This window comes from Blautia sp. Marseille-P2398 (assembly GCF_964240315.1).
Lineage (GTDB): Bacteria > Bacillota > Clostridia > Lachnospirales > Lachnospiraceae > Blautia_A > Blautia_A wexlerae.
Genome location: NZ_CAXSTD010000003.1, coordinates 84,810 through 106,887, shown reverse-complemented (window position 1 = coordinate 106,887; position 22,078 = coordinate 84,810). Strand labels below are relative to the sequence as shown.

The window sequence follows — 22,078 nt, the reverse complement described above, 5'->3', positions numbered from 1 at the left end:
TTGTTATAGATGTATAGTATTCATAAATGTATATAAATGAAAAGCAATTTCTTTAACAGGATTGTTAATTTAATAGCAATATCAAAACAAAAAAAGATCATTGAAAAGAATATTATCTTCTTCTCAATGACCTTTCTGGAAATGGCTGCATTATTTAATTTCATGTTCCTCATGGAAATGCTTATATTTTTCTATAAACATCAACAGAAAGCTGATCATAAGGAATCCACAGGAAACCCAGATCATTCTGATTCCATAGCGTATGGACAGATTTCCACCAATGCCGGCACCCAAGGCAAACATAAGGATGATTCCAAAATAATACATCGCCTGTTTTAGCTGTTTTGATTTTTTTTCACGAAAATAAACTGACAACGCAGCTGTACCACTGCGCAAATTACCGATACACATAGTACTTGCATAGGAATATCCGTTTACCTTGCGGAAGGACTGTACCTGCATTGCACAGGCGAAAGATGCCATGGCATTTGCCAGCATATTGTATTCGGTTGGCAGGAAACCTACTGTAAATAAGATCAGGATTTCTGCCAGCAGAACACCCTGTCTCCAGTGGAGCTTCTGCGCATATTTATAATTTGCCTGTATTTTCTCCGCAACCCATACGCCCAGTGCAAAGAAAATAATAGGAAAGAAGTATCCCAGTCCTGCTGTCAGTTCTCCTGCCATAAAGTGCTGGCTCATAAGAACGACGTTTCCTGTCTGTGCATTACAGAATACTTCGTTTCTTGCATTATAGGTGTAAGCATCCTGAAAACCTCCTGACAGTGCCAGGAATGCACTGTTTAAAAAGGCTTCCGACATTTGTATTTCGTGTTGATTATGATCTTTCATGATTTTCCCCGTTCAAGTTTATTTGCAGTTATCTCCTGTACGGATAACTGCCTTTATTCTTTTACCGTTTATTTTCAAACATTCGAAATCCGCTGCTTTACTGCGTAAATCGCTGCTTTCTCATGTTTGGCGGGTCCCTTTTTGACCCTGATTATCATGTTATACGTTTATAGGTCAAATGTAAAAGATATAATTCATATTATTGTATATATGATTTTTATATATTGGATACAATATATATATAATTTTGGCTATATAAAGCAACTTCCATATACTGTATGTCTACAGCATATGGAAGTTATTTTTTTATGTATCTGCAGAATTACTTATCTCCGTGTTCTTTGAGATATTCTGCTTTTCCCATCTCGTACAGATTATTGCCTTCTGAGTCAATGATGACTACAAGAGGCATATCCTCTACATACAATTTACGAAGTGCTTCTGCTCCCAGATCTTCATAGGCGATCAGTTCGGCCTTTTTGATGCATTTTGCAAGAAGCGCACCTGCACCGCCGATAGCTCCGAAGTATACACCATCATATTTCTTCATGGCGTCTACTACTTCCGGAAGGCGGGCACCTTTACCGATCATTCCTCTTGCTCCCACAGACATCATTGTGGGTGCATAGGCATCCATACGTCCGCTGGTTGTAGGGCCTGCGGAGCCGATGACTGCGCCTGGTTTTGCAGGAGTTGGTCCTACATAGTAGATGGTTGCATCTGTAGGATCAAATGGAATTTTCTCACCTTTTGCAAGGGCCTCACACATTCTCTTGTGTCCTGCATCACGTGATGTATAAATAGTACCTGTTAATAATACCTGATCACCTGCATGGAGAGTTCTTGCCAGCTCTCTAGTAAGTGGAAGCGTAATTTTCTTTCTTTCCATCTCAGATCACCTCCGATTTATGGCGGGTTACATGGCAGTTGATATTAACTGCACATGGCATACCTGCAATATGAGTCGGCATTGTTTCGATATTCAGGCCGATGGCTGTTGTCTTTCCGCCAAATCCCTGAGGTCCGATTCCAAGCTTGTTTACTTTTTCCAGCATTTCTTTCTCAAGATCAGCATAGAACGGATCCGGGTTCTGAGTATCCAGAGGTCTCATCAGTGCTTTCTTTGCAAGAAGTGCACATTTGTCAAAGGTTCCTCCGATACCAACTCCGACTACCATTGGCGGACATGGGTTGGGACCTGCGGTCTCTACTACTTCAAGGATAAAATCCTTGATTCCCTGTAATCCTGCAGATGGTTTGAACATACGGATCTGGCTCATGTTCTCACTTCCGAAGCCTTTGGGGCCTACTGTGATCTTTACCTGATCTCCGGGAACGATTTCTGTGTAGATCATAGCCGGTGTATTGTCGCCTGTGTTTCCACGGCGAACCGGATCCTTTACTACAGATTTTCTTAAATATCCCTTATCATATCCACGACGTACACCTTCATTGATGGCATCGTTCAGATTTCCCCCGACAAAATGTACATCCTGTCCGATTTCAAGGAATACACATGCCATTCCTGTATCCTGGCAGATCGGCACGTTCTCGTTATCTGCAATATCAAAATTCTCAATAATATTGTCAAGGATACCCTTGGCAATCTCTCCGTCTTCGCATGCGCGGCATGTTTTGATCGCACATTTTACGTCTTCCGGAAGATGTTCATTTGCTTCGATACAGAGTTTTTCGATGACATCTGTAAGTCTGCTTACTTCTACTTCACGCATTCTGGTAAGCTCCCTTCTCTATTTCTGGATATGCCATTAAGAAATGACATATTCCCTTTTTCATTATATCAAAGGTTTCCGGTAACGGCAATTTCCCGGCACCGATACCGGAACATTTTTATCGTATACTGGTTACAGTAACTTTTATATTCTGATTGTCTGACCTTTTATCAGCGCTGCTCGTGACGGGCATATTTTGGAAGCAGTAATGGAGATACTTTGTCAGTATGTAAATCTGCTTTGTCCAGTTCATCTGCATATTTGTAGATATGATCCAGGTTCATTTCACCAAGCTCTACATTCTTGCATTTTGCAGCTGCTTTTTTACCGGCATTTCTTCCAAATACGATTACATCCAGAAGAGAGTTACCCATCAGTCTGTTTCTTCCGTGGATTCCACCTGCGGCTTCTCCTGCAACTAACAGGTTTGGAATTTCTTTTGTGAATCCGTCTCCGTTAATCTCAAGACCACCGTTCTGGTAGTGAAGTGTCGGATAAATAACGATAGGAACTTTTCTCATATCAATGCCGTAGTTCATGTACATACGGAACATAGCCGGGATTCTCTTTTCGATGGTTCCTTCGCCACCGAGGATCTCGATCATCGGAGTGTCAAGCCATACACCTTTCAGTCCGCCTGGAACTTCTACGCCGCGTCCTTCTTCGCATTCACGGATAACACCGGAAGCATTTACGTCACGGGTTTCAAGCGGATGAATATAAGCTTCTCCGTTTGCATTTACAAGCTGTGCACCAACGGAACGAACTTTCTCAGTTACCAGAGCACCCATGATCTGTGATGGATAGATTGCTCCTGTTGGATGGTACTGGATAGAATCCTGATAAAGAAGGGAAGCACCTGCTCTGTATCCAAGTACAAGTCCGTCTGCAGTTGCACCGTAGTGGTTGGATGTCGGGAATCCCTGATAATGCATTCTTCCTGCACCACCTGTTGCAATTACAACAGTTTTGGCTCTTGCAACAGAATAATCTCCTGTTTCCATGTTAAGAAGAACTGCACCTGCAACCTGTCCTTTTTCATCTTTCAGAAGTTCAACAGCTGAAGTAAATTCAACTACCGGAATCTTAAGATTCAGAACTTCATCTCTGATGGTACGCATGATCTCAGATCCGGAATAATCCTTTGCAGCATGCATTCTCTTTCTGGAAGTACCGCCGCCGTGTGTGGTAACCATGGTTCCGTCTTCTGCTTTATCAAATTCAACACCAAGGTCATTGAGCCATTTGATGGCATCCGGAGCTTCCATTACCAGTCTCTTTACCAGTTCCGGCTTTGCTGCAAAATGTCCGCCGCCGAAGCAGTCCAGATAATGCTGTACTGGAGAATCATTCTCTTTGTCTGCAGCCTGGATACCGCCCTCCGCCATCATTGTGTTGGCATCACCGATACGAAGCTTTGTAACGATCATAACGTCTGCACCTGCATTGTGTGCTTCAATGGCACAGGAAGAACCTGCACCGCCACCGCCGATCACAAGTACATCTACGTCATAATCAATTTTTGTAAGGTCAATTTTTTCGTTGATCAGACGGCTTGTTGAATGGAGCATCTCTGCCAGTTCCAGAGGAGCTTTCTGTCCTTTGTTCGGTCCTACTTTGATTTCTGCAAACGCGTCTGGATTATAATCCGGATGAAATTTCTCAAGAAGAGCGTCTTTCTCTTCAGCTGTCAGACGTCTTGGCTCTGTTGCCATACGCTGTGCTCTTGTAGCCTCTACCTTTTTGATGGATTCCATCATATTTTCTGGATATGGTGCATACATGTTTTACGCCCTCCCTATTTCTCAATTTCTCTGTTGTTGTAAAGTTCCTGCATGTCTGTGATTGGTTTCTGCATGATCTGCTCGATCAGATCATCATATTTACCTTCGTGGATTTCTTCTACACGTTTCTCCAGATGTTCGCTCTTAGGCGCGATATATTTACCTGTGAGACGTCTTGCAAGAAGACCTACCATCGGATGGGAAATACCGGCCGGACATCTTACGGAACAGCATCCGCAGCTTACGCAGTCGAAGGATTCCTCTGCACATTTTTCAAGTTCGCCTCTCTGTGCATATGCGATGTACTGCATTACATTTAAGTCCTGAGTACATGCTTTTGTACAGGCATTACATCCGATACAGCTGTAGATTTCCGGATAGAGTTCCATCATTACCTGCTGATTCGGTTTCAGGTCTTCGATGTTGTAGAGTCTCTTATCTGTAGGGAAGAACGGGATGCTTGCTACATACATTCCTTCCTGTACCTGTGTCTGACAGGCAAGACATGTTTTCAGCTCGTTTTCACCTTTGATTCTGTAGATTGTTGCGCAGGCTCCGCAGAATCCGTGTCTGCAGCCGCATCCTCTCTTTAATGTATAACCGGCATATTCCATGGCAGTCATAATTGTAAGTTCTGCAGGTACGCTGTATTTCTTACCGAAAAAATATACGTTTACCATATTCTTTTCCATTTGAGATTACCAGTCCTTTCTATATATATCATCTGTCGTCAGCAGCACATACAAGCTCGAATCCGCTACGCTACTTCTCGCTTGAGGGCGTTCGCCCTACAGAATGTTCTGTGAAAGAATGCTTATATGCAAGCATGACGCATTCCTTCACATCACTTTCTGCACTGCTCATTGCTTATCAATATTCTGCAGGTAATTCATCAATCTCGTCGCATCTGAATACCGGACCGTCTTTGCAGACGTATTTGGAACCGATATTGCAACGGCCGCATTTACCGATACCGCATTTCATACGAAGCTCCAGAGTTGTGTAAACCTGTTCTCTGGAGAAGCCCAGTTCTTCCAGTCCTGCAAGAACGAACTTGATCATGATCGGCGGTCCGCAGACAAGTGCTGTTTTGTTTGTATCGAATCCAATCTCTTTCAGATAAGAAGGAACGAATCCAACGTGTCCGTCCCAGCCTTCCTGTTCACGGTCGATTGTCAGATAAACATTAACTCCCTCTGCTTTCATCCAGACTTCCTGGATTTCTTTTAACTGTACCAGGTCATCTGCGGAACGGGAACCATAGAGGATATCTACTGTTCCGTAATCTGCACGGTTATCCAGTACATAGTTGATAACAGAACGAAGAGGTGCAAGTCCGATACCACCTGCGATAAACAGAAGGTTTTTACCTTTTAATTTATCTTCTACAGGGAAATGATTTCCGTATGGTCCACGGACTGTGATCTCATCTCCAACCTGAAGGCTGTGGAGATAATCGGTCAGTGCACCGCACTTCTTGATACTGAATTCCTGATATTCTTTATTTGTAGGTGAAGAAGTAATGGAAAACATACCTTCACTTACACCTGGTGCGCAGACCATTGCACACTGGCCAGGCATATGTTCAAAAAGTTTTCCTCCTTCAGGAGCGTTTACACGGAATGTTTTAACATCCGGTGTCTCCTGACGGATATCTGTGATCACACCAACCTTCGGGATCAGTGTGTCTAATGTGTAGTTTTTATGGCAGGTACATTCGCTCATTATTTTTCACCTCCCTGATTTTCAAAAGCTTTGATGACTTTTACGATATTTAAGGATGATGGGCATTTCTCAACGCAGCGGCCGCATCCTACACATGAGAACATTCCATTGTTGTTTACCGGATAGTAAACAAGTTTATGCATGAATCTCTGACGGAAACGCTGCATCTGGCTGTTACGGTTATTTCCGTGTGCCATCATTGTAAAGTCAGAGTACATACAGGAATCCCAGCAGCGGTAACGCTGTACGCCGTGTCCTGTGTCATAATCTTTGATATCATAGCACTGGCAGGTAGGGCATACAAATGTACAGGTACCACATGCCAGACATGGTTTATAAAGTTCTTCCCATACAGGAGAATTGAAACGATCCATGTAATCTTCCTGTCCCCATCCTTCCAGAGAAAGATTAGAGTACGGAAGCTTCTCTACGATTGCGCGGATCGCAGCTTTCTCTTCTTCTACTTTTGCTTCGTCAGCATCGTTGAGAAGTTCTGCAACTGCTTTTGTAAGGGCTTCCCCTTTCTCTGTAAGAGGTTTCCAGTAAAGCTCTCCCTCGATCATCCATGTTGCAACATCTGCAACAGGGTCTGCGCAGTCAATACCGAATGCTTTACAGAAACAGCTTTCTTCCGGCTCATGGCATGCAAGTGCTACAATCGTACCATGATCTCTTCTGGCTGCATAGAAAGTATCGATCGGATCACTTAAGAATACGTTATCCAGTACTTTTACACCCTGGATATCGCAGGCTTTCATTCCGAACACAACAAAGTTCTTTTCCTGTAATGCCTGTGGCTCAATGGAGATATTCTTCTCCTCTTTCTTACAGGTGTAGAGGTTTTCACTCTGTGGAAAAAAAGCATCTTTTGGTGATTTTACAGTTTTTAAAGTATCAAGACAAACTTCTGCATCTTCGCTCCATGCTTTGAAGTTTACCTGATCACTGACTTTGACCGGTAAATATAAATCCTGATCTGCGGCAATCTTCTGGAATAATGCCTGCAGATTCTCTGCTGCTATCTTATACATACATTATCCCCTTTCTGCCACGATACTCGGCTCAACATCTTCAAATGTAAAGTTTGTAAGAGGTCCCTTGGATGTTGAATCCTCTCCTGCCTGATATTCACCATAGAATGTATCAATATCTTTGATAAATTTACGATTGAACAGGTGAAGCGGAATTCCCTGAGGACATACTCTGCTGCATTCGCCGCAGTCTGTACATCTTCCTGCCACATGGAATGCACGGATGATATGGAACATCTTCTCTTCGAAAGAGTCCACGTTTGCTTTCTGCGCACTGTCAAATTTATTGCTGTCGAATACACATTTACGGCAGCTGCATGCAGGACAGACATTACGGCAGGCATTGCAGCGGATACATTTGCTTAACTGGCTCTGGAAGAATGCAAATTTTTCTTCCGGGCTCATTGCTTCGATCTTCTCTACTTCTGCAAAACGATCTGCATCTTTTGTGTCTTTGGACTCACCGATAAGTTCATCATAAATCTTATGTTCTTTTCCTTTACATACGTGACATCTTTCAAGCATTGCATCTTTGTATGCACAGGTCTTCTCACCATAGATTGTCTGAATAGTCAGTGTTTCTGCCTCATCTGTGATCTCTGCACCGGAAATGCTTTCGATACCTTTGATTCCCTGTTTGCGGATTCTCTCGATATCCAGTTTTCCTTTACATCCAACACCAATGATATAAGCTTTCTCACGGTCTACACGATGCTCTTTAATCAGCTGATTAAAGCTGTATGTATCACATGGTTTTAAACATACCAGTGTCTTGCCTTCCAGTTTGGAAGCTTCGATCATATATTTGCTTAAGTTTGCACCGCAGAATCCGTTATATACAAAATCTTTCAGAGATTCTTCTGTTTCAAAGTAAGCCGGTTCCGGATTGTAAGGCAGATCTCCGGCTTTCCATCCCAGAACTCTTGCAACTGTACCGTCAGCAAGCAGTTCTTTTGCACGATTTATCAGCTCCTGCATCTTAAATCCTCCAATCTTACGTTCTTACCGAGTGAATGGATCTTCTCTACAAACTCATTCATTGTCTGGGAGAATTTCACACCTTCAGCAGCGGAAACCCATTCTACTCGTGTTCTTCCGTTTTCCACACCGATGTAGTCGAGCATGGAGAAAAGAAGTGTCATACGTCTTCTTGCATAGTAGTTACCTGTGCTGTAATGACAGTCTCCAGGATGACATCCACACATGATCACACCGTCAGCACCTTTCTCAAAAGCACGGAGGATGAACATTGGATTGACACGGCAGGAACATGGAACACGGATGATCTTTACGTCAGCCGGGTAAGAAAGACGGCTGCTTCCTGCAAGGTCTGCACCTGCGTAACTACACCAGTTACAGCAGAATGCTACAATCTTAGGTCTGAATTCTTCGTTTGTTTCTATCGACATATTGCATCTACCTCCGCGATAATCTGTCTGTTGGAAAAGCCCTGCAGATCCATAGCACCAGACGGGCAGGCTACTGTACAAGCGCCACATCCCTGGCAAAGTGCTGTATTTACAACGGCTACTCTTCTTGTTTCACGGATACCGTGGTCATTTACCTGTTTATCCTCATAGGAAATTGCTCCATATGGGCAGACATTTGCACATGTAGAACATCCGTTACATAACAGTTCATCGGATTTTGCTGTACATGGGTTGGTTGTCAGTTTATCTTTGGCAAGAAGGCCGATTGCCTTAACTGCTGCTGCGCCAGCCTGTGCAACTGTCTCCGGAATATCTTTCGGTCCCTGGCATACACCGGAAAGGAAGATCCCTGCTGTAGGAGATTCTACAGGACGGAGTTTTGCATGGGCTTCTGTGAGGAAGTTGTTTGTATCAATACTTGCTGTAAGCATAGTAGCGATCTTACGAACATCCGGGTTCGGTTCAATGGCTGTTGCAAGAACGACCATATCTGCTTTCTTAAGGATTTGTTTGTTGTCAATCAGGTCAGATCCCTGTACAAGAAGGCTTCCGTCCGGCTGTGGAATAACTTTTCCTACCTGGCCTTTGATGTAGTTTACGCCGTACTGTTCTACGGCTCTTCTGTAGAACTCATCGAAGTTCTTACCGGGTGTACGCACATCAATATAGAAGACTGTTACATTTGTATCCGGATATTTATCACGGATCAGCATTGCATGTTTTGCTGTGTACATACAGCAGATTTTGGAACAGTATGGCTTTCCTCTGTCATCAGAACATCTGCTTCCCACACACTGGATAAATACCAGCTCTTTCGGAGCCTTTCCGTCGGAAAGACGCTCTAAGTGTCCTTTTGTAGGACCTGCTGCGTTCATGATACGTTCCAGTTCCAGGGATGTGATAACATCTTTACTCTGGCTGTACGCATATTCATCATATTTGTCAAGTTTGATGGTATCAAAACCTGTAGCAACTACGATTGCACCGTATTTCTGTGTTACGATCTCATCCTGCTGATCGTAATCAATGGCTCCTGCCTGACATACTTTGGAGCAGACACCACATTTTCCTGTTTTAAATTTCAGACAGTTCTCACGGTCGATAACCGGAACATTCGGGATTGCCTGTGCAAATGGAGTGTAAATAGCAGTTCTGTTATTTAATCCTCTGTTAAATTCGTTCGGAATCTTCTTGGACGGACATTTTTCCTGGCAGACACCGCAGCCTGTACATTTGTCCATATTTACACTTCTTGCTTTCTTTCTGATATCAACGGTGAAATCACCTACGAAACCGCTGACATGTTCTACTTCACTGTATGTATAGATATTGATCTTCTCATGTGCTGCTGCCTCTACCATCTTAGGTGTGAGGATACATGCAGAACAGTCAAGTGTCGGGAATGTTTTATCAAGCTGTGACATTCTTCCACCGATACTTGGAGTCTTCTCTACGATATCTACTTCATATCCTGCATCTGCGATATCCAGGGCTGTCTGGATTCCGGCAATACCGCCGCCGATGATCAGGGCTCTCTTTGTAACACGGCTCTCTCCTGGCTGAAGAGGTGTGTTTAAGTTTACTTTTGCGATTGCTGCCCTGGCAAGGATCACGGCCTTCTTTGTAGCCTCTTCCATATCCTTGTGGATCCAGGAACAATGCTCACGGATATTTGCAATCTCCACCATGTATGGATTCAGGCCAGCTCTTTCAGCTGCTTTTCTGAATGTTGCCTCATGCATACGTGGAGAGCATGAACAGACAACAACGCCTGTCAGGTTTTTCTCTTTAATGGCTTCCTGAATTTTAGCCTGGCCTGCTTCTGAGCACATGTACTGGTAGTCTTCTGCATGAACGACACCCGGCTCTTTGGCAGCTAATTCAACAACTTTTTTTACATCTACCGTAGCGGCGATATTACTTCCGCAATGACAGACAAATACACCAATTCTCTGCACGCTGGCTTACCTCCTGTATCTTCTGAATGCACTTACCAGAAGCTGCTGTGGCAGTTCCGGATCAAGAAGCTGTGGTATCTCATCTGCTTTCAGATAATCGCCGCCTTTTTCACGGACAACTAACTGTCTTGCTGCATCGATGATCTTTCCCGGTTTTACATCTCTTGGACAACGCTCTACACAGGCGAAGCAGGAAAGGCATTTCCAGAGAGACTTTGAATTGACAAGTGCTTCGATATCTTCATTTACAACATAGGATACAAACTGATGTGGCTTGATATCCATTTCATTGAAAGATGGGCAGGTAGCAGAACATTTTCCACATTTCATACATTTCAGCGGATTGGTTCCAGAGATCTCTTTGATCTTTTCTGCTGCTGAATGCTGGTTTCTCATTTTGCCACCTCCTCTTTTACTCCGAGGGCTTCTGCAAGGAGCTCTGTGAAATAATATACAGGCAGTTCGCTGGAAGCGTTTTTATTTAAATTATATTTACACAATGGACAGGCTGTGATCAGCATATCTGCGCCAAAGCCTTTCGCACTGTCTTCGATTTTCTGACACATGTTCTGAGACATATCTTTTTCTTTCAGAGAAATGTAACCGCCGCAGCATTCATTTCTGTATGGATAGATTACCGGTTCTGCCCCAAGTGCACGGATGAAATCTTCCATGATTGTCGGATTCTCCGGATCATCAAAAGCCATGATCTTGCCCGGACGTAATAAGAGACATCCGTAATAGGCTCCGATTTTCTTTCCTGTAAGCGGGTTTACTACCTTCTCTTTCAGCTTGTCGAAACCGACTTTGTCGCGAAGTACTTCCAGATAATGGAGCACTGTTGTCTCGCCTTCATAAGGCTCATCAAGCTGCATGTAATTATTTGCTCTGGTGCGGATATCCTCCACATTTTTCATATCATCATTGACACGTTTGATCACGTGATGACAGGCAGAGCAGATTGTTACCAGATCCTGGCCCTTTTCTTTGGCCTGATTAAGAGCACGTACAGAAGAAAGCTTCGTAGCAATTTCGTCAGTTCCCAGCGGATAAACACCTCCGCAGCACTGCCAGTCTTCGATCTCTTCCAGTTCAAACCCAAGTGCTCTGGCGCTGGCTCTGGCATATTCGTCCAGATCTTTCGCCTTGTTTCTCAGGGTACAACCCGGATAATAACTGTACTTCATACTTAACATTATCCTTTCTTAGTTGTTCAGATAAATTCATGTTGCTCAAATAATGATATCAGGGTCCAAAAGCAATTTGCCCCGATATATAGCGCCCGTAAATAACAGTCGCTAGTCCTTGTCTTTTTTTTAACAATATATGGACAAAAATATAAATCAAGTCTAATACAATTACTTTTTATATCTTTGTTGAGACATAGAAAATAAAAGAGTTCGCACACCCTTCCTCCGCAATTAAAGGAGTGTATCAGCTCGATTTCCGAAAAATATTATATCATATTGACAACATTTTAACAAGAGGTTTTTGATAATTTTTTTATCACGCATCATTGCTCAATTCTTCTGATCTAAATTAATCTTTTTCAGGCAGATAAAATCTTCCGCTTTTCTATTTACTCACAATCATAGTATCTTTCAAAAAATTAATATAAATATTATTTATATATTTTTTTGCTTTTGATATATGTAAGCCAAAATTCGTCTGTTTCCGCTTACAGTACAGAATTTTGGCTAATAATTAAAAAGGAGTAAACAGTAATATGGATTCAGAAGAACAGGCTGTACCTGTACTTCTGAATGTTTTGTCTGATATATTATTAATTAAGGTCAATCTGAGCAATAATTTCTTTCAGTGCATCTGCACTCTTCTTAAGCTGTTCGATCTCAGCTTTTGTCATTCTCATTGGAACTTTGCCCTGTACACCATTTGGTCCTACCAGAGTTAATGTACTCAGGCATACATCATCGATTCCGTACTCTCCATGCATCATAGTAGATACTGTAGAGATAGACTCTGAAGAAGATACAAGAAGGCTGCAAAGTTTGCATACAGAAGAGGATACTGCATAGAAAGTTGCACCTTTCTTGGAAATGATCTCACCGCCAGATTTCTGTACATACTGAAGCATTGCTTCTTTATCAATCGGTTCAATATCCTTACCGAGTTTCTTCTCAAGGTCGTAATATTCATCCACACTTACACCTGAAATATAGGCACCAGACCACGGAATAAAGGATGTATCTCCATGCTCACCGAATACATAGGCATGGATATTACTCTGTGCAATCTGGAAATGTTCGGATAATCCGCAGCGCAGACGTGCAGAGTCAAGAATTGTACCGGAACCAAGGATCTGGTTTTCTGGAAGTCCGGAAATCTTTGTAAATACATAAGTCATGATATCAACCGGATTGCTTACGATCAGATAAAGGGCATTTGGAGCTGCCTTTACGATCTCTGGTGTGATAGATTTGAGGATATTTACATTTGTCTGTGTAAGTTCAAGTCTTGTCTGTCCTGGTTTACGGGCAATACCGGATGTGATGATAACGATGTCAGAATCCCTAGCATCTTCGTAGTCTCCGGCAATGATGGAAATAGGATCTCTGAAGCAGGTTCCCTGGATAATATCCAGAACTTCACCTTCTGCTTTCTTTTTGTTGATATCGATCAGAACAATTTCAGATGCGATATCCTGGCTTGATAAAGTGTACGCGATGGTAGATCCGACGCTGCCGGCTCCAATGATAGTAATTTTACTGCTCATAATCTTAATACTCCTTTTCTCCTAACAAAATTGACGTCTTAATGATAACACATTGTCAAAAAATTGACAAGAGCTTTTGTACAGAAATCTGAACAATTTTTTCGTTTAAATATTTGTTTGGAAGCATAAAATTGTTTGTTAGTTTGATATAATTTTCACATTTTCCTATTGGAGTAGATACTTGCACGAACAAATCCCCAACCACTGCTTATTGCTTTTTGCAATTTAAACAGTGGTTGGGGATTTCCCTGATTTTTGATTCGGTTAAGTACAGTATCTGAAAGCTTTATCTGTCAGAATACGTGCAAAGATTAGCCCTAATGGCAACGCTGCAATGATAAGGATCGCAGACGCAAACCAGGATGCAGCTACTGATAATGACATAATACCAAGATTATAAAATCCTCTGTATAAATATAATCCCGGAACCATGATAACGATTGAGGGAACTGTTACAGATATCCTTGGATATCCGACTTTATTCTTCAGCAGGGACGCCAGAAGTCCCGCAGTAAGTGCACCAATAAATGCGGCTGCAGCAGGAGGAATATTTGCAAGGTCTACCAGTTCCAGTCTCAGAGTATTGGCAGCTGCTCCTATCCCGGCTGCTGCGACTGCCAGACGAACCGGGCTGTTAAACATGATAGAGAATCCAAACACTCCGCAGAAACTTGCAAGAAGCCTGAATAAGATCCACTGCTCTGTTGACAGTGAAAATTTTATAAAATCTACAGGTTTCAAATGCAGGATCAGTGCCATGATCCATGCTGACATAGTAGCTACCAGAATAACGATCAAAGCATAAGTCAGACGTTCTATTCCTGAACGCATATCCAGTTTTGCAAGGTCAATACCACTGGTAATAAACGGAAATCCCGGTATGATAAAGAGCATTGCACAGATATATCCCGCTTCGTGCTGAACAGAAATACCAAATAATATTTCTCCAAGTTTGAGCAGACCTGCATATGCAAAACATGCCAGAGATACAGAAGACACAATACATAAGAACAATGTAAAATGGTGTTTGGTCAGTTTGCAGCGGAGATAATTTCCAATTCCTGCCCCGACAAATGCACAGAACATCTCGATCGGACCGCCCCCAAGAAGGAATGTAAATCCGCAGCATGCGATCGCTGCAGCAAGTCCCAGTGCAGGCGGGGAATATAGACCATGTGTTTTTTCAATATTGTCAAGAAATGTATGCAGCTGTTCTCCTGACATATGTTTTCCTTCTTTTTCAAAGTTTCGGATAAAGTGTTCCAGACGATTTAACTTCAAAGTATTTACGCCTGTATTAGTCAGGCACAACGACTGGGTAAAACCATTTTCTCCGTCATAACATGTATATTCAATGGACATCAGACCAATATCCGCCGTACACGTAATGCCAAGTGCTTCTGCCAGTGTATTCATGGAACTTCTCACTCTCCATGCTCCGGTACCGCATGAGAGAAACATAATCCCCACACGTCCGATAACGGATGCTTTCTCTGCGATGCTGGAATCTACAACTGGTACATTTTCCCCATTTTCATCTGTATACTCATGCCAGGCAACATCCATATGGTTCTTTTTAATCACTTCCTGCGGCATTTTTCTCACTTCCTCATTCTATATTGTCAATCGGATAAAATCATCCGCTTTGCTACTTGCTTGATTTGTTAAAGCTGCAGACTGTCATTTCCTGCTTTCTCCATCATTTTCTCTCTGCATGCCAGTACGATTCCGTCAATCTCGTCTAAATGCTGCAGCATTTTTTTCTCAAATTCATGGATAGGAAGAAGAATTCCAATTTCATCATAGGGTTTATCCGGATTCTCTTTCTTCAGACCTGTTTCCTGTCCGTAGTATACCATGGCTCTTGGGGCTTCTTCCTGAATCTTCTGGAAAGCATCCCATACAACGGCATATGCCTGTGCTTCTGTCAGACCCAGTTTACAGGTGTCGGGAAGTGCATAAAGAGCCAGGACACCACGTTTACGGTTATCTTTTTCTTCTGTAATGTTCAGACCTTCTGTATAGGTACGGACAAGATCATAACCATCTGCAAGATACAGTGCAGATCTGGGGGCACATTCATGATGTTCATATGTTTCCTTGAATTTTGCATATTCTCTGGCTGAAACCTTTTCCCCGGGAAGAAGTTCTCCGGCTGCATCTGTAAGGAGCACCGGGTTCTCTCCTGCTTTTCCGTGGAATTTCTTCGGGATCAGATAAGCCTCCCTTAACAGGTCAAACATACTTCTGCCGCATAATTCCAACAGCAGTGCACTGATATCACCGTTCTGGTACGCATGAAACAATACCTGCAGGAAATGATCTCTGTCATTATCTGTCAGACGATGGTCGTCATCTATATGGTCATAAAAAACTCCGCTTAATCGTCCGGATGCTTCCGGCGAAGCCAAAATTTTAGAAAAAATTGTTTCTACTGCTTCTTCTCTTGGCAAAACTGTACTCATAATTAACTTCCCCTTTCCAATCGAGTCAGATTCTTTTTTCGGTTTTCATTATAGTCTTGCTTTTAGTAATGTCAACATAAAAAGAGGGAATTTTCTGATATCAATTTTACATAGATGCAAGCTAAAAATTATATAAAAAAGACATTCCATCCACTGGGGTAGAATGTCTTTTCTCATAACTTATATGATTCTTTTGAAGTTACGTTCTATATACACAGTGGAAACCATTTTTCGATTACACACTGATGTACTTTTTCTTTTTTATCGTAGTTGATCCCCACCAGCAAAATATCTCCTGTATACTGCTGTAATGACTCTGGATATTTTCGTTCTTTTATCTGATTCAGAACAGTTTCTGCGTCTTTGTTCCATTTCAGTTCGACGAGTAATGCAGGATAATAGTCTCTGTACAGTGGTTTGGGGATGAAGACAAAATCTGCGAAGCCTCTTCCTGTCGAGAGTTCCCGGATTGGCTTAAAATAGTATTTTATTGCACTTAAGTAGGCAATGCTGAGTACGCTGCTCAGGGAATTCTCGTTATTGTACTGAATCACTGATGTGTATTCTGCATGGATTTTCTCTATCTGTTCAGCAACTGTTTCTGCATCCATTTCCCAGGTGGCTTCCAGTAGTTTCTCAGATTCCTGCTGGAATTCGATCAGTTCATTCCATTTATTTCGTTTGGTTGCGGCACGAAATTCCTGACGGATTTCTTCATTAGGAATGTAAGCTCTCTGGGTTCTCTGGTCGTAGGCAAGGTAACCCAGGTGGATCAGCAGAGTCAATACATCATCTTTGTCTGCGAAGCTGACCATATCATTCTGAAATTCATTGACATTTACTTCTACAGAGGAACCGGACAGCATTTCTATGATGGATGTCCGCAGACCATCAAAATCCATGTTGATCAGTGGCAGGATTGACAGATAGGTTCCTGTCTGTGACCAGTAGCTCTGGAATGTCCGCATAATTGTCAGATTTACTAACGCATTTGGATTATATACATGGTAATCTCCAAGACGGTAACCATCGTACCACCGCCTCACTTCTGCAAAATCTATCTCATATTTTTCACACAAATCGATTACTTCATCTTCATTAAAACCGATATATGGTGTCAATGGGCCGGCATTAAGCATTGTAAACTGGGTGAAATTATTTAAGGCAGACTGGGTTTTTAATTTCTTTATCGGTAAAATTCCGGTCAGATATGCAAGTGCGATATATTTTGATGCCTCAATTCCTTTAAACATGTTTCTGAGAAAGTCAATATACATTTCCTGTGCTGCCTGATTATGGGCTTCATCACGAATCAGAACATCCCATTCATCAATGATTACAATAAACTGTTTTCCTAATACAGTATTAATGCGTGCCATTGCTCCATATATAGTGCTGTTTTCCACCAGATTGACTTCAGGATAAGTCTCTCTTAATTCGGAAACAACGATATTCGTGATATATGAAATTAAATTCTCACTGGAACCTGCTGATATACAGCACCATTGTACATCAAAATGAATGACATCATATTTATTTAAATGTTCGTAAAAATCCGGACATTTGCTGATTTCCAGTCCTGAAAACATTTTTTCAGTGTCGCATCCTTTACTGTAATATGCAGTCAGCATATCTACAGTAACAGATTTCCCGAATCTGCGCGGACGACTGTTACATATAAACCTGGCATTTGTGCCCAATACTTTATTTGTATATTCCAATAATCCCGTTTTGTCTATATATACTTCTGAATTGACTGCACACTGAAATGCTGCAGCATTCGGATTTACAAACATACCCATTATCTCACCCTCCCTCTTTATTATTGATAGCTTTTCTGTCTTCTTATACAGCATCTTATAACCTCCTTAATAAATATGTTCAGGAGTTCCTGTCTTTTAGAAAACTCCTGCTAGAAATAAATAGTGAAAATTAAAGCATGACTTTTCTGAAAGAACAGATTCATGATCTGTATATGAATTGAGATTTGGCTGTAACTGTCGAAAATACCAGGCAATTACATAGATTTAGATAATTAGAAAATATGCTTTTGTTTATCATAGCATACCGGAACTTATTGGGCAAGAGACAAAAAAGAATCCAACGCATAAACCTATATGTTTTATGCATCAGACTCTTTTCATTTTTGATAATTATCCTGTCAGGAAAATATAATTATTTTCCACAGCAGTTTTTATATTTCTTTCCACTTCCGCCAGGAGACCGCCATCGGTGGTCTTTCCTATAAATTAAAAAACTCGCGTATTGCGTAAAATCTTACCCGTAAAAGAATGTTTGCTGTATAGCATGGGAAGTTTAGTACCTGATACGGTTACAGATGAGTATATCTTGTCTGTAAAGGATGCTGTCAACCACCCTATGATGTAGCACCACTTTAGGTAGCAATACCTATTGGGGATAAAAGGTCGAAGGCGTAAACCGTTACTACGACTGGGCAGTTACAAGCCCATTGCCTTTAGGTAATGGGTAGTTGACAGTTATACAATAGTAAGTCACAAACTCACATATGAAACATATACTAATATCGAGAACTGCAATCTATTATTGTCAGATTCCACAACAACTGCCGGAATGTCCTGTAAAATTACAGTCTGCCAGGCAGACTGTCTAGTCTGACGATATAAGATTTTTCCAGAGGTGATACTTTTCTATGCTGTTTAGTCATCATACCTCAGATGATCCGGAATTATCCGGTACATCCTGTTGTAACAATAACAATCGCTGCAGCTGTGACTGTCAGGGACCTCAGGGGCCGCGCGGTTGTCCTGGTCCTACCGGACCCAGAGGCTGTCCCGGTCCCGTTGGTCCAATGGGACCTCAGGGCCCCCAGGGTGAACCCGGACTTCAAGGCTACCCAGGTCCTGTCGGACCTGTTGGAGCCACTGGCGCTACCGGACCTGTCGGAGCTACCGGAGCCACTGGCGCTGCCGGACCTTCCGGAGCTATCGGACCTACTGGCCCTGCCGGGCCTATCGGACCTACTGGTGCTGCCGGACCTACTGGTGCCACTGGTGCTACCGGACCTGCCGGTACTGTAGCTCCGGCAGCGGCCGTAGCAGATGCCACAGGTCAGACAGATATTGTAACCCAGTTTAATCAGCTTCTCGCAAATCTCCGCGCAGCCGGACTTCTTGCAACTTAAACCTCAGGAGGGGCAAATGCTCCTCCTGATTTTCTCAAAAGGTGCTTTAAATTGTCTTCCATGATTTCTCTCAGCCTTTGTATGATTGTAAAAAATGAAGAAAAAGTATTGCCGCGTATCCTGAAACCCATGAAAGAAATTGTAGACAAAATTCTTATCTGTGATACCGGTTCTACAGACAGGACCAAAGAAATTATCAGAGAATTTACAGCAGAAGTTTATGATTTTCCATGGAAAAATGATTTTTCTGCTGCCCGGAATTTTATTTCGGAAAAAGTCAGTACTGATTACTGGATGTGGCTGGATGCAGACGACATGATCACTCAGGAAAATCTGTACAGACTAAAACAATTAAAAGAAACACTGAGTCCGAACACAGATATGGTTATGATGGATTATGTCACAGATTTCGATGAATGGAATCATGCTGCATTCTCCTGTTACAGAGAACGCATCTTAAAAACTTCCCGAAATTTCAGATGGCGTGGAAGAGTTCATGAATCCATCATTCCCACCGGGAACATCCTTTATTCTCCCATACAGATTGAACATCGCAAAATAAAACCCCGCTCTTCCTTTCGAAATCTGCACATCTATCAACAGATGATCGAAGAAGGAGAGACTCTGGAACCCAGAGACTTATTTTATTATGGCCGGGAACTTTTTTACCATAAGCAATACGAGTATGCCATTTGTGTTTTGAAAAAATTTCTGAAAGAGCCAGACGGCTGGATTGAAAACAGACTGGACAGTTGTCTGGTTCTCTCCTATTGTTATCAGGCATCAGGCAATGACCAGCATGCTCTTGAGATACTGTTTCACAGTTTCATGTCAGATATTCCAAGAGCCGAAATATGCTGTGAGATTGGGAAAATATTTTTTATGAAACAGAACTTTTCCATGGCAGCTCACTGGTATCATCAGGCACTTCTTGCACCGGACAACAACCAAAACGGAGGATTCTATATTCCGGACTGCCATAATTTCATACCATTTCTGCAATTATGTGTATGTCTGGACAAATCCGGAATGCACAAAGAAGCTTTTGAATTTCACCGGAAAGCCAGAACACTGAAACCGGAACATCCTTCTGTTATTCAAAATCAGATCTATTTTCATGAGATTCTGGGATTTTGAAAAAAAATGCCACAGACCGTATTAGTCCTTTACAGTCTGTGGCATTACGCTACATATTATATTGTTTTCGTTACTGGTGAACCGGCACTATTCCACAGTTACACTCTTAGCCAGATTTCTCGGCTTATCTACATCCAGGCCTTTGGCTACGCTGACATAGTAGCCAAGCAGCTGCAAAGGAATAACTGCCAGTGAAGTTGCAAAGTGTGGATCTGTTTTCGGAATATAAACTGTGAAATCTGCAGTATCTTCTACATTATAATGTCCATATGTGGTGAGTCCCATCAGGTATGCACCGCGGCTCTTACATTCTACCATATTGGAGACTGTTTTCTCATAGAGATGATTCTGCGTGAGAATACCGATCACAAGAGTTCCGTCCTCAATCAGAGAGATTGTGCCATGTTTCAGTTCTCCGGCCGCATAAGCTTCTGTGTGTACATAACTGACTTCTTTCATCTTAAGGCTGCCTTCCATACTGATGGCATAGTCAATACCACGCCCGATAAAGAAAGCATCCCTGGCATTTGCCTGCTTAGCCGCAAACCACTGGATACGCTCTTTGTCATCTTCAATGATCTTGGCAATCTTATCCGGAAGTGTTTTCAGCTCTGCAATCAGCTCCTGATATTTTTCTTCTGTAATCTGTTCTCTGACTTTTCCAAACTGCACTGCCAGTGCATAGGAGGCAATCAGCTGAGTACTGTATGCCTTGGTAGTTGCTACAGAAATTTCCGGTCCCGCCAGAGTGTAAAAAACATTATCCGCTTCTCTGGCAATGGAAGAACCTACCACATTGACAATTCCCAGTGTACGGATACCTCTCTGTTTCGCCTCACGAAGTGCCGCAAGGCTGTCTGCTGTTTCCCCTGACTGGCTGACAATGACCACAAGACCTTCCGGATCTAAAATCGGATTTCTGTATCGGAATTCCGATGCCAGTTCCACACGTACCGGAATCCTTGTCAGATCTTCAATCACATACTGGGCTGCCATTCCCACATGGTAAGCAGAGCCACAGGCTACAATATAGATCTGGCTGATCTTTTTGATCTCCTCATCTGTAAGACCTACTTCTGAGAGATCAATACGATCATCTTTGAGTACAGAATTCAAAGTATCCCGAACTGCTTTCGGCTGTTCATGAATTTCTTTTATCATGAAATGTTCAAATCCCGCTTTCTCCGCCGCTTCTGCATCCCATTCAATTGTTTTCGGCTCTTTCTGGATCTCATCACCATCCAGATTGTAGAACGTGATCTCCCCTTTTCTGATACGAGCCATCTCCAGATTTCCAATATAATATACATTTCTGGTGTATTTTAAAATTGCAGGAACATCGGATGCAATGTAAGATTCACCGTTCTCCACCCCAAGGATCATCGGGCTGTCTTTTCTTGCCACATAAATCTCTCCCGGGTAGTCTTTAAACATGATCACAAGAGCATAGGAACCGCGGATACGGACCATTGCATGGTTAATGGCATCTACCGGTGTTCCGAGATATTTCTTATAATAATAATCTACAAGTTTAACTGCTACTTCAGTGTCTGTAGATGAATAAAACTCATAGCCATTGCGGATCAGTTTGTCTTTCAGTTCCTGATAATTCTCAATGATTCCATTATGAACTGCTACTACGTTACCGTCATCACTCATATGGGGATGCGCATTTGTCTCAGATGGTTCTCCATGTGTCGCCCAACGGGTATGTCCGATACCACATGTTCCAGGTACAGATTCTCCATTATTAGTTTTATCTGCAAGAACTTTCAGTCTGCCTTTCGCTTTAATAACCTCTGTATCACCTTCGCCGTCGCGAACTGCAAGTCCCGCTGAATCATAACCTCTGTATTCAAGTCTGGACAGACCATATAATAATATAGGTGCTGCCTGATGATTACCTGTAAATCCAACAATTCCACACATTTATATTTATTCCTCCCATATTTTCCAGATATTTACAGCATTATAAAAATACTGCTTTATTATATTATAAGAGCATTATGGAGTAATTTCTTATAATATAATAAAATTTCAGGGGTTCTCTCTGTCATATCGTGTCT

The 22,078-nt window shown here is 42.2% G+C and carries 19 protein-coding genes; 2 read left to right on the top strand and 17 right to left on the bottom strand.

From position 1 onward, the window contains the following. Nucleotides 1-150 precede the first annotated feature (150 nt). From ACESZG_RS04860 to ACESZG_RS04785, 16 genes are all read right to left on the bottom strand, one after another. Entirely contained in the window at nucleotides 151-852 is a 702-nt protein-coding gene (locus tag ACESZG_RS04860; RefSeq protein ID WP_025576998.1) for a YoaK family protein, read from the bottom strand. 322 nt (nucleotides 853-1,174) lie between these two features. After that, on the bottom strand, nucleotides 1,175-1,741 hold the full coding sequence (locus tag ACESZG_RS04855) for a Fe-S-containing hydro-lyase (RefSeq protein ID WP_022380686.1): 567 nt from the start codon (nucleotides 1,739-1,741) through the stop codon (nucleotides 1,175-1,177). 1 nt (nucleotide 1,742) lies between these two features. Next, entirely contained in the window at nucleotides 1,743-2,585 is an 843-nt protein-coding gene (locus ACESZG_RS04850; protein ID WP_118521580.1) for a fumarate hydratase, read from the bottom strand. Nucleotides 2,586-2,755: 170 nt separating this feature from the next. After that, nucleotides 2,756-4,369 carry an FAD-dependent oxidoreductase gene (locus ACESZG_RS04845; protein ID WP_025576996.1) on the bottom strand — a complete coding sequence of 538 codons (1,614 nt, stop codon included), beginning with the start codon at nucleotides 4,367-4,369 and terminating at the stop codon, nucleotides 2,756-2,758. A gap of 14 nt (nucleotides 4,370-4,383) precedes the next feature. Continuing rightward, the gene (locus ACESZG_RS04840) at nucleotides 4,384-5,061 is read right to left on the bottom strand and encodes a 2Fe-2S iron-sulfur cluster-binding protein (protein ID WP_008703029.1); all 678 of its coding nucleotides are present in this window, start codon (nucleotides 5,059-5,061) and stop codon (nucleotides 4,384-4,386) included. A 178-nt stretch (nucleotides 5,062-5,239) separates the two neighbouring features. Further along, nucleotides 5,240-6,094, bottom strand: a complete 855-nt coding sequence (locus tag ACESZG_RS04835) for an FAD/NAD(P)-binding protein (protein ID WP_022380684.1) — start codon at nucleotides 6,092-6,094, stop codon at nucleotides 5,240-5,242. Continuing rightward, the gene (locus ACESZG_RS04830; protein WP_196049220.1) at nucleotides 6,094-7,125 is read right to left on the bottom strand and encodes a 4Fe-4S dicluster domain-containing protein; all 1,032 of its coding nucleotides are present in this window, start codon (nucleotides 7,123-7,125) and stop codon (nucleotides 6,094-6,096) included. Before ACESZG_RS04830 ends, ACESZG_RS04835 begins: the two co-directional genes overlap by 1 nt. A gap of 3 nt (nucleotides 7,126-7,128) precedes the next feature. Further along, nucleotides 7,129-8,103 carry a 4Fe-4S dicluster domain-containing protein gene (locus ACESZG_RS04825; protein ID WP_022380682.1) on the bottom strand — a complete coding sequence of 325 codons (975 nt, stop codon included), beginning with the start codon at nucleotides 8,101-8,103 and terminating at the stop codon, nucleotides 7,129-7,131. After that, on the bottom strand, nucleotides 8,091-8,534 hold the full coding sequence (locus ACESZG_RS04820; RefSeq protein ID WP_008703025.1) for a hydrogenase iron-sulfur subunit: 444 nt from the start codon (nucleotides 8,532-8,534) through the stop codon (nucleotides 8,091-8,093). Before ACESZG_RS04820 ends, ACESZG_RS04825 begins: the two co-directional genes overlap by 13 nt. Further along, nucleotides 8,525-10,513, bottom strand: a complete 1,989-nt coding sequence (locus ACESZG_RS04815) for a CoB--CoM heterodisulfide reductase iron-sulfur subunit A family protein (RefSeq protein WP_022380681.1) — start codon at nucleotides 10,511-10,513, stop codon at nucleotides 8,525-8,527. Before ACESZG_RS04815 ends, ACESZG_RS04820 begins: the two co-directional genes overlap by 10 nt. 6 nt (nucleotides 10,514-10,519) lie before the next feature. Further along, nucleotides 10,520-10,909, bottom strand: coding sequence for a 4Fe-4S dicluster domain-containing protein (locus ACESZG_RS04810; protein WP_008703021.1), 390 nt, complete (start codon nucleotides 10,907-10,909; stop codon nucleotides 10,520-10,522). After that, complete coding sequence (locus tag ACESZG_RS04805; protein ID WP_118521581.1) at nucleotides 10,906-11,700, bottom strand: CoB--CoM heterodisulfide reductase iron-sulfur subunit B family protein; 795 nt, start codon at nucleotides 11,698-11,700, stop codon at nucleotides 10,906-10,908. The genes ACESZG_RS04810 and ACESZG_RS04805 overlap by 4 nt, the downstream gene beginning before the upstream one ends. Nucleotides 11,701-12,296: 596 nt before the next feature. Continuing rightward, the gene (locus ACESZG_RS04800) at nucleotides 12,297-13,247 is read right to left on the bottom strand and encodes an L-lactate dehydrogenase (RefSeq protein WP_008703016.1); all 951 of its coding nucleotides are present in this window, start codon (nucleotides 13,245-13,247) and stop codon (nucleotides 12,297-12,299) included. Nucleotides 13,248-13,511: 264 nt separating this feature from the next. Next, nucleotides 13,512-14,843 carry a threonine/serine exporter ThrE family protein gene (locus tag ACESZG_RS04795; RefSeq protein ID WP_196049219.1) on the bottom strand — a complete coding sequence of 444 codons (1,332 nt, stop codon included), beginning with the start codon at nucleotides 14,841-14,843 and terminating at the stop codon, nucleotides 13,512-13,514. A 68-nt stretch (nucleotides 14,844-14,911) separates the two neighbouring features. Next, a complete protein-coding gene (locus tag ACESZG_RS04790) occupies nucleotides 14,912-15,712 on the bottom strand; it encodes a DUF4866 domain-containing protein (RefSeq protein WP_008703013.1) in 801 nt (266 codons plus the stop codon). Nucleotides 15,713-15,918: 206 nt separating this feature from the next. Further along, nucleotides 15,919-17,514, bottom strand: a complete 1,596-nt coding sequence (locus ACESZG_RS04785; RefSeq protein WP_195284571.1) for an AAA family ATPase — start codon at nucleotides 17,512-17,514, stop codon at nucleotides 15,919-15,921. Between the two features lie 869 nt (nucleotides 17,515-18,383). Here ACESZG_RS04785 and ACESZG_RS04780 point away from each other — a divergent pair. Continuing rightward, nucleotides 18,384-18,875 carry a collagen-like protein gene (locus ACESZG_RS04780; protein ID WP_195284565.1) on the top strand — a complete coding sequence of 164 codons (492 nt, stop codon included), beginning with the start codon at nucleotides 18,384-18,386 and terminating at the stop codon, nucleotides 18,873-18,875. Between the two features lie 60 nt (nucleotides 18,876-18,935). Further along, nucleotides 18,936-20,012 carry a glycosyltransferase family 2 protein gene (locus ACESZG_RS04775; RefSeq protein WP_196049245.1) on the top strand — a complete coding sequence of 359 codons (1,077 nt, stop codon included), beginning with the start codon at nucleotides 18,936-18,938 and terminating at the stop codon, nucleotides 20,010-20,012. 87 nt (nucleotides 20,013-20,099) lie between these two features. Here the strand turns inward: ACESZG_RS04775 and glmS are convergent, their stop codons facing one another. Next, complete coding sequence (gene glmS / locus ACESZG_RS04770; protein WP_373217667.1) at nucleotides 20,100-21,941, bottom strand: glutamine--fructose-6-phosphate transaminase (isomerizing); 1,842 nt, start codon at nucleotides 21,939-21,941, stop codon at nucleotides 20,100-20,102. Between the last annotated feature and the right edge of the window lie 137 nt (nucleotides 21,942-22,078).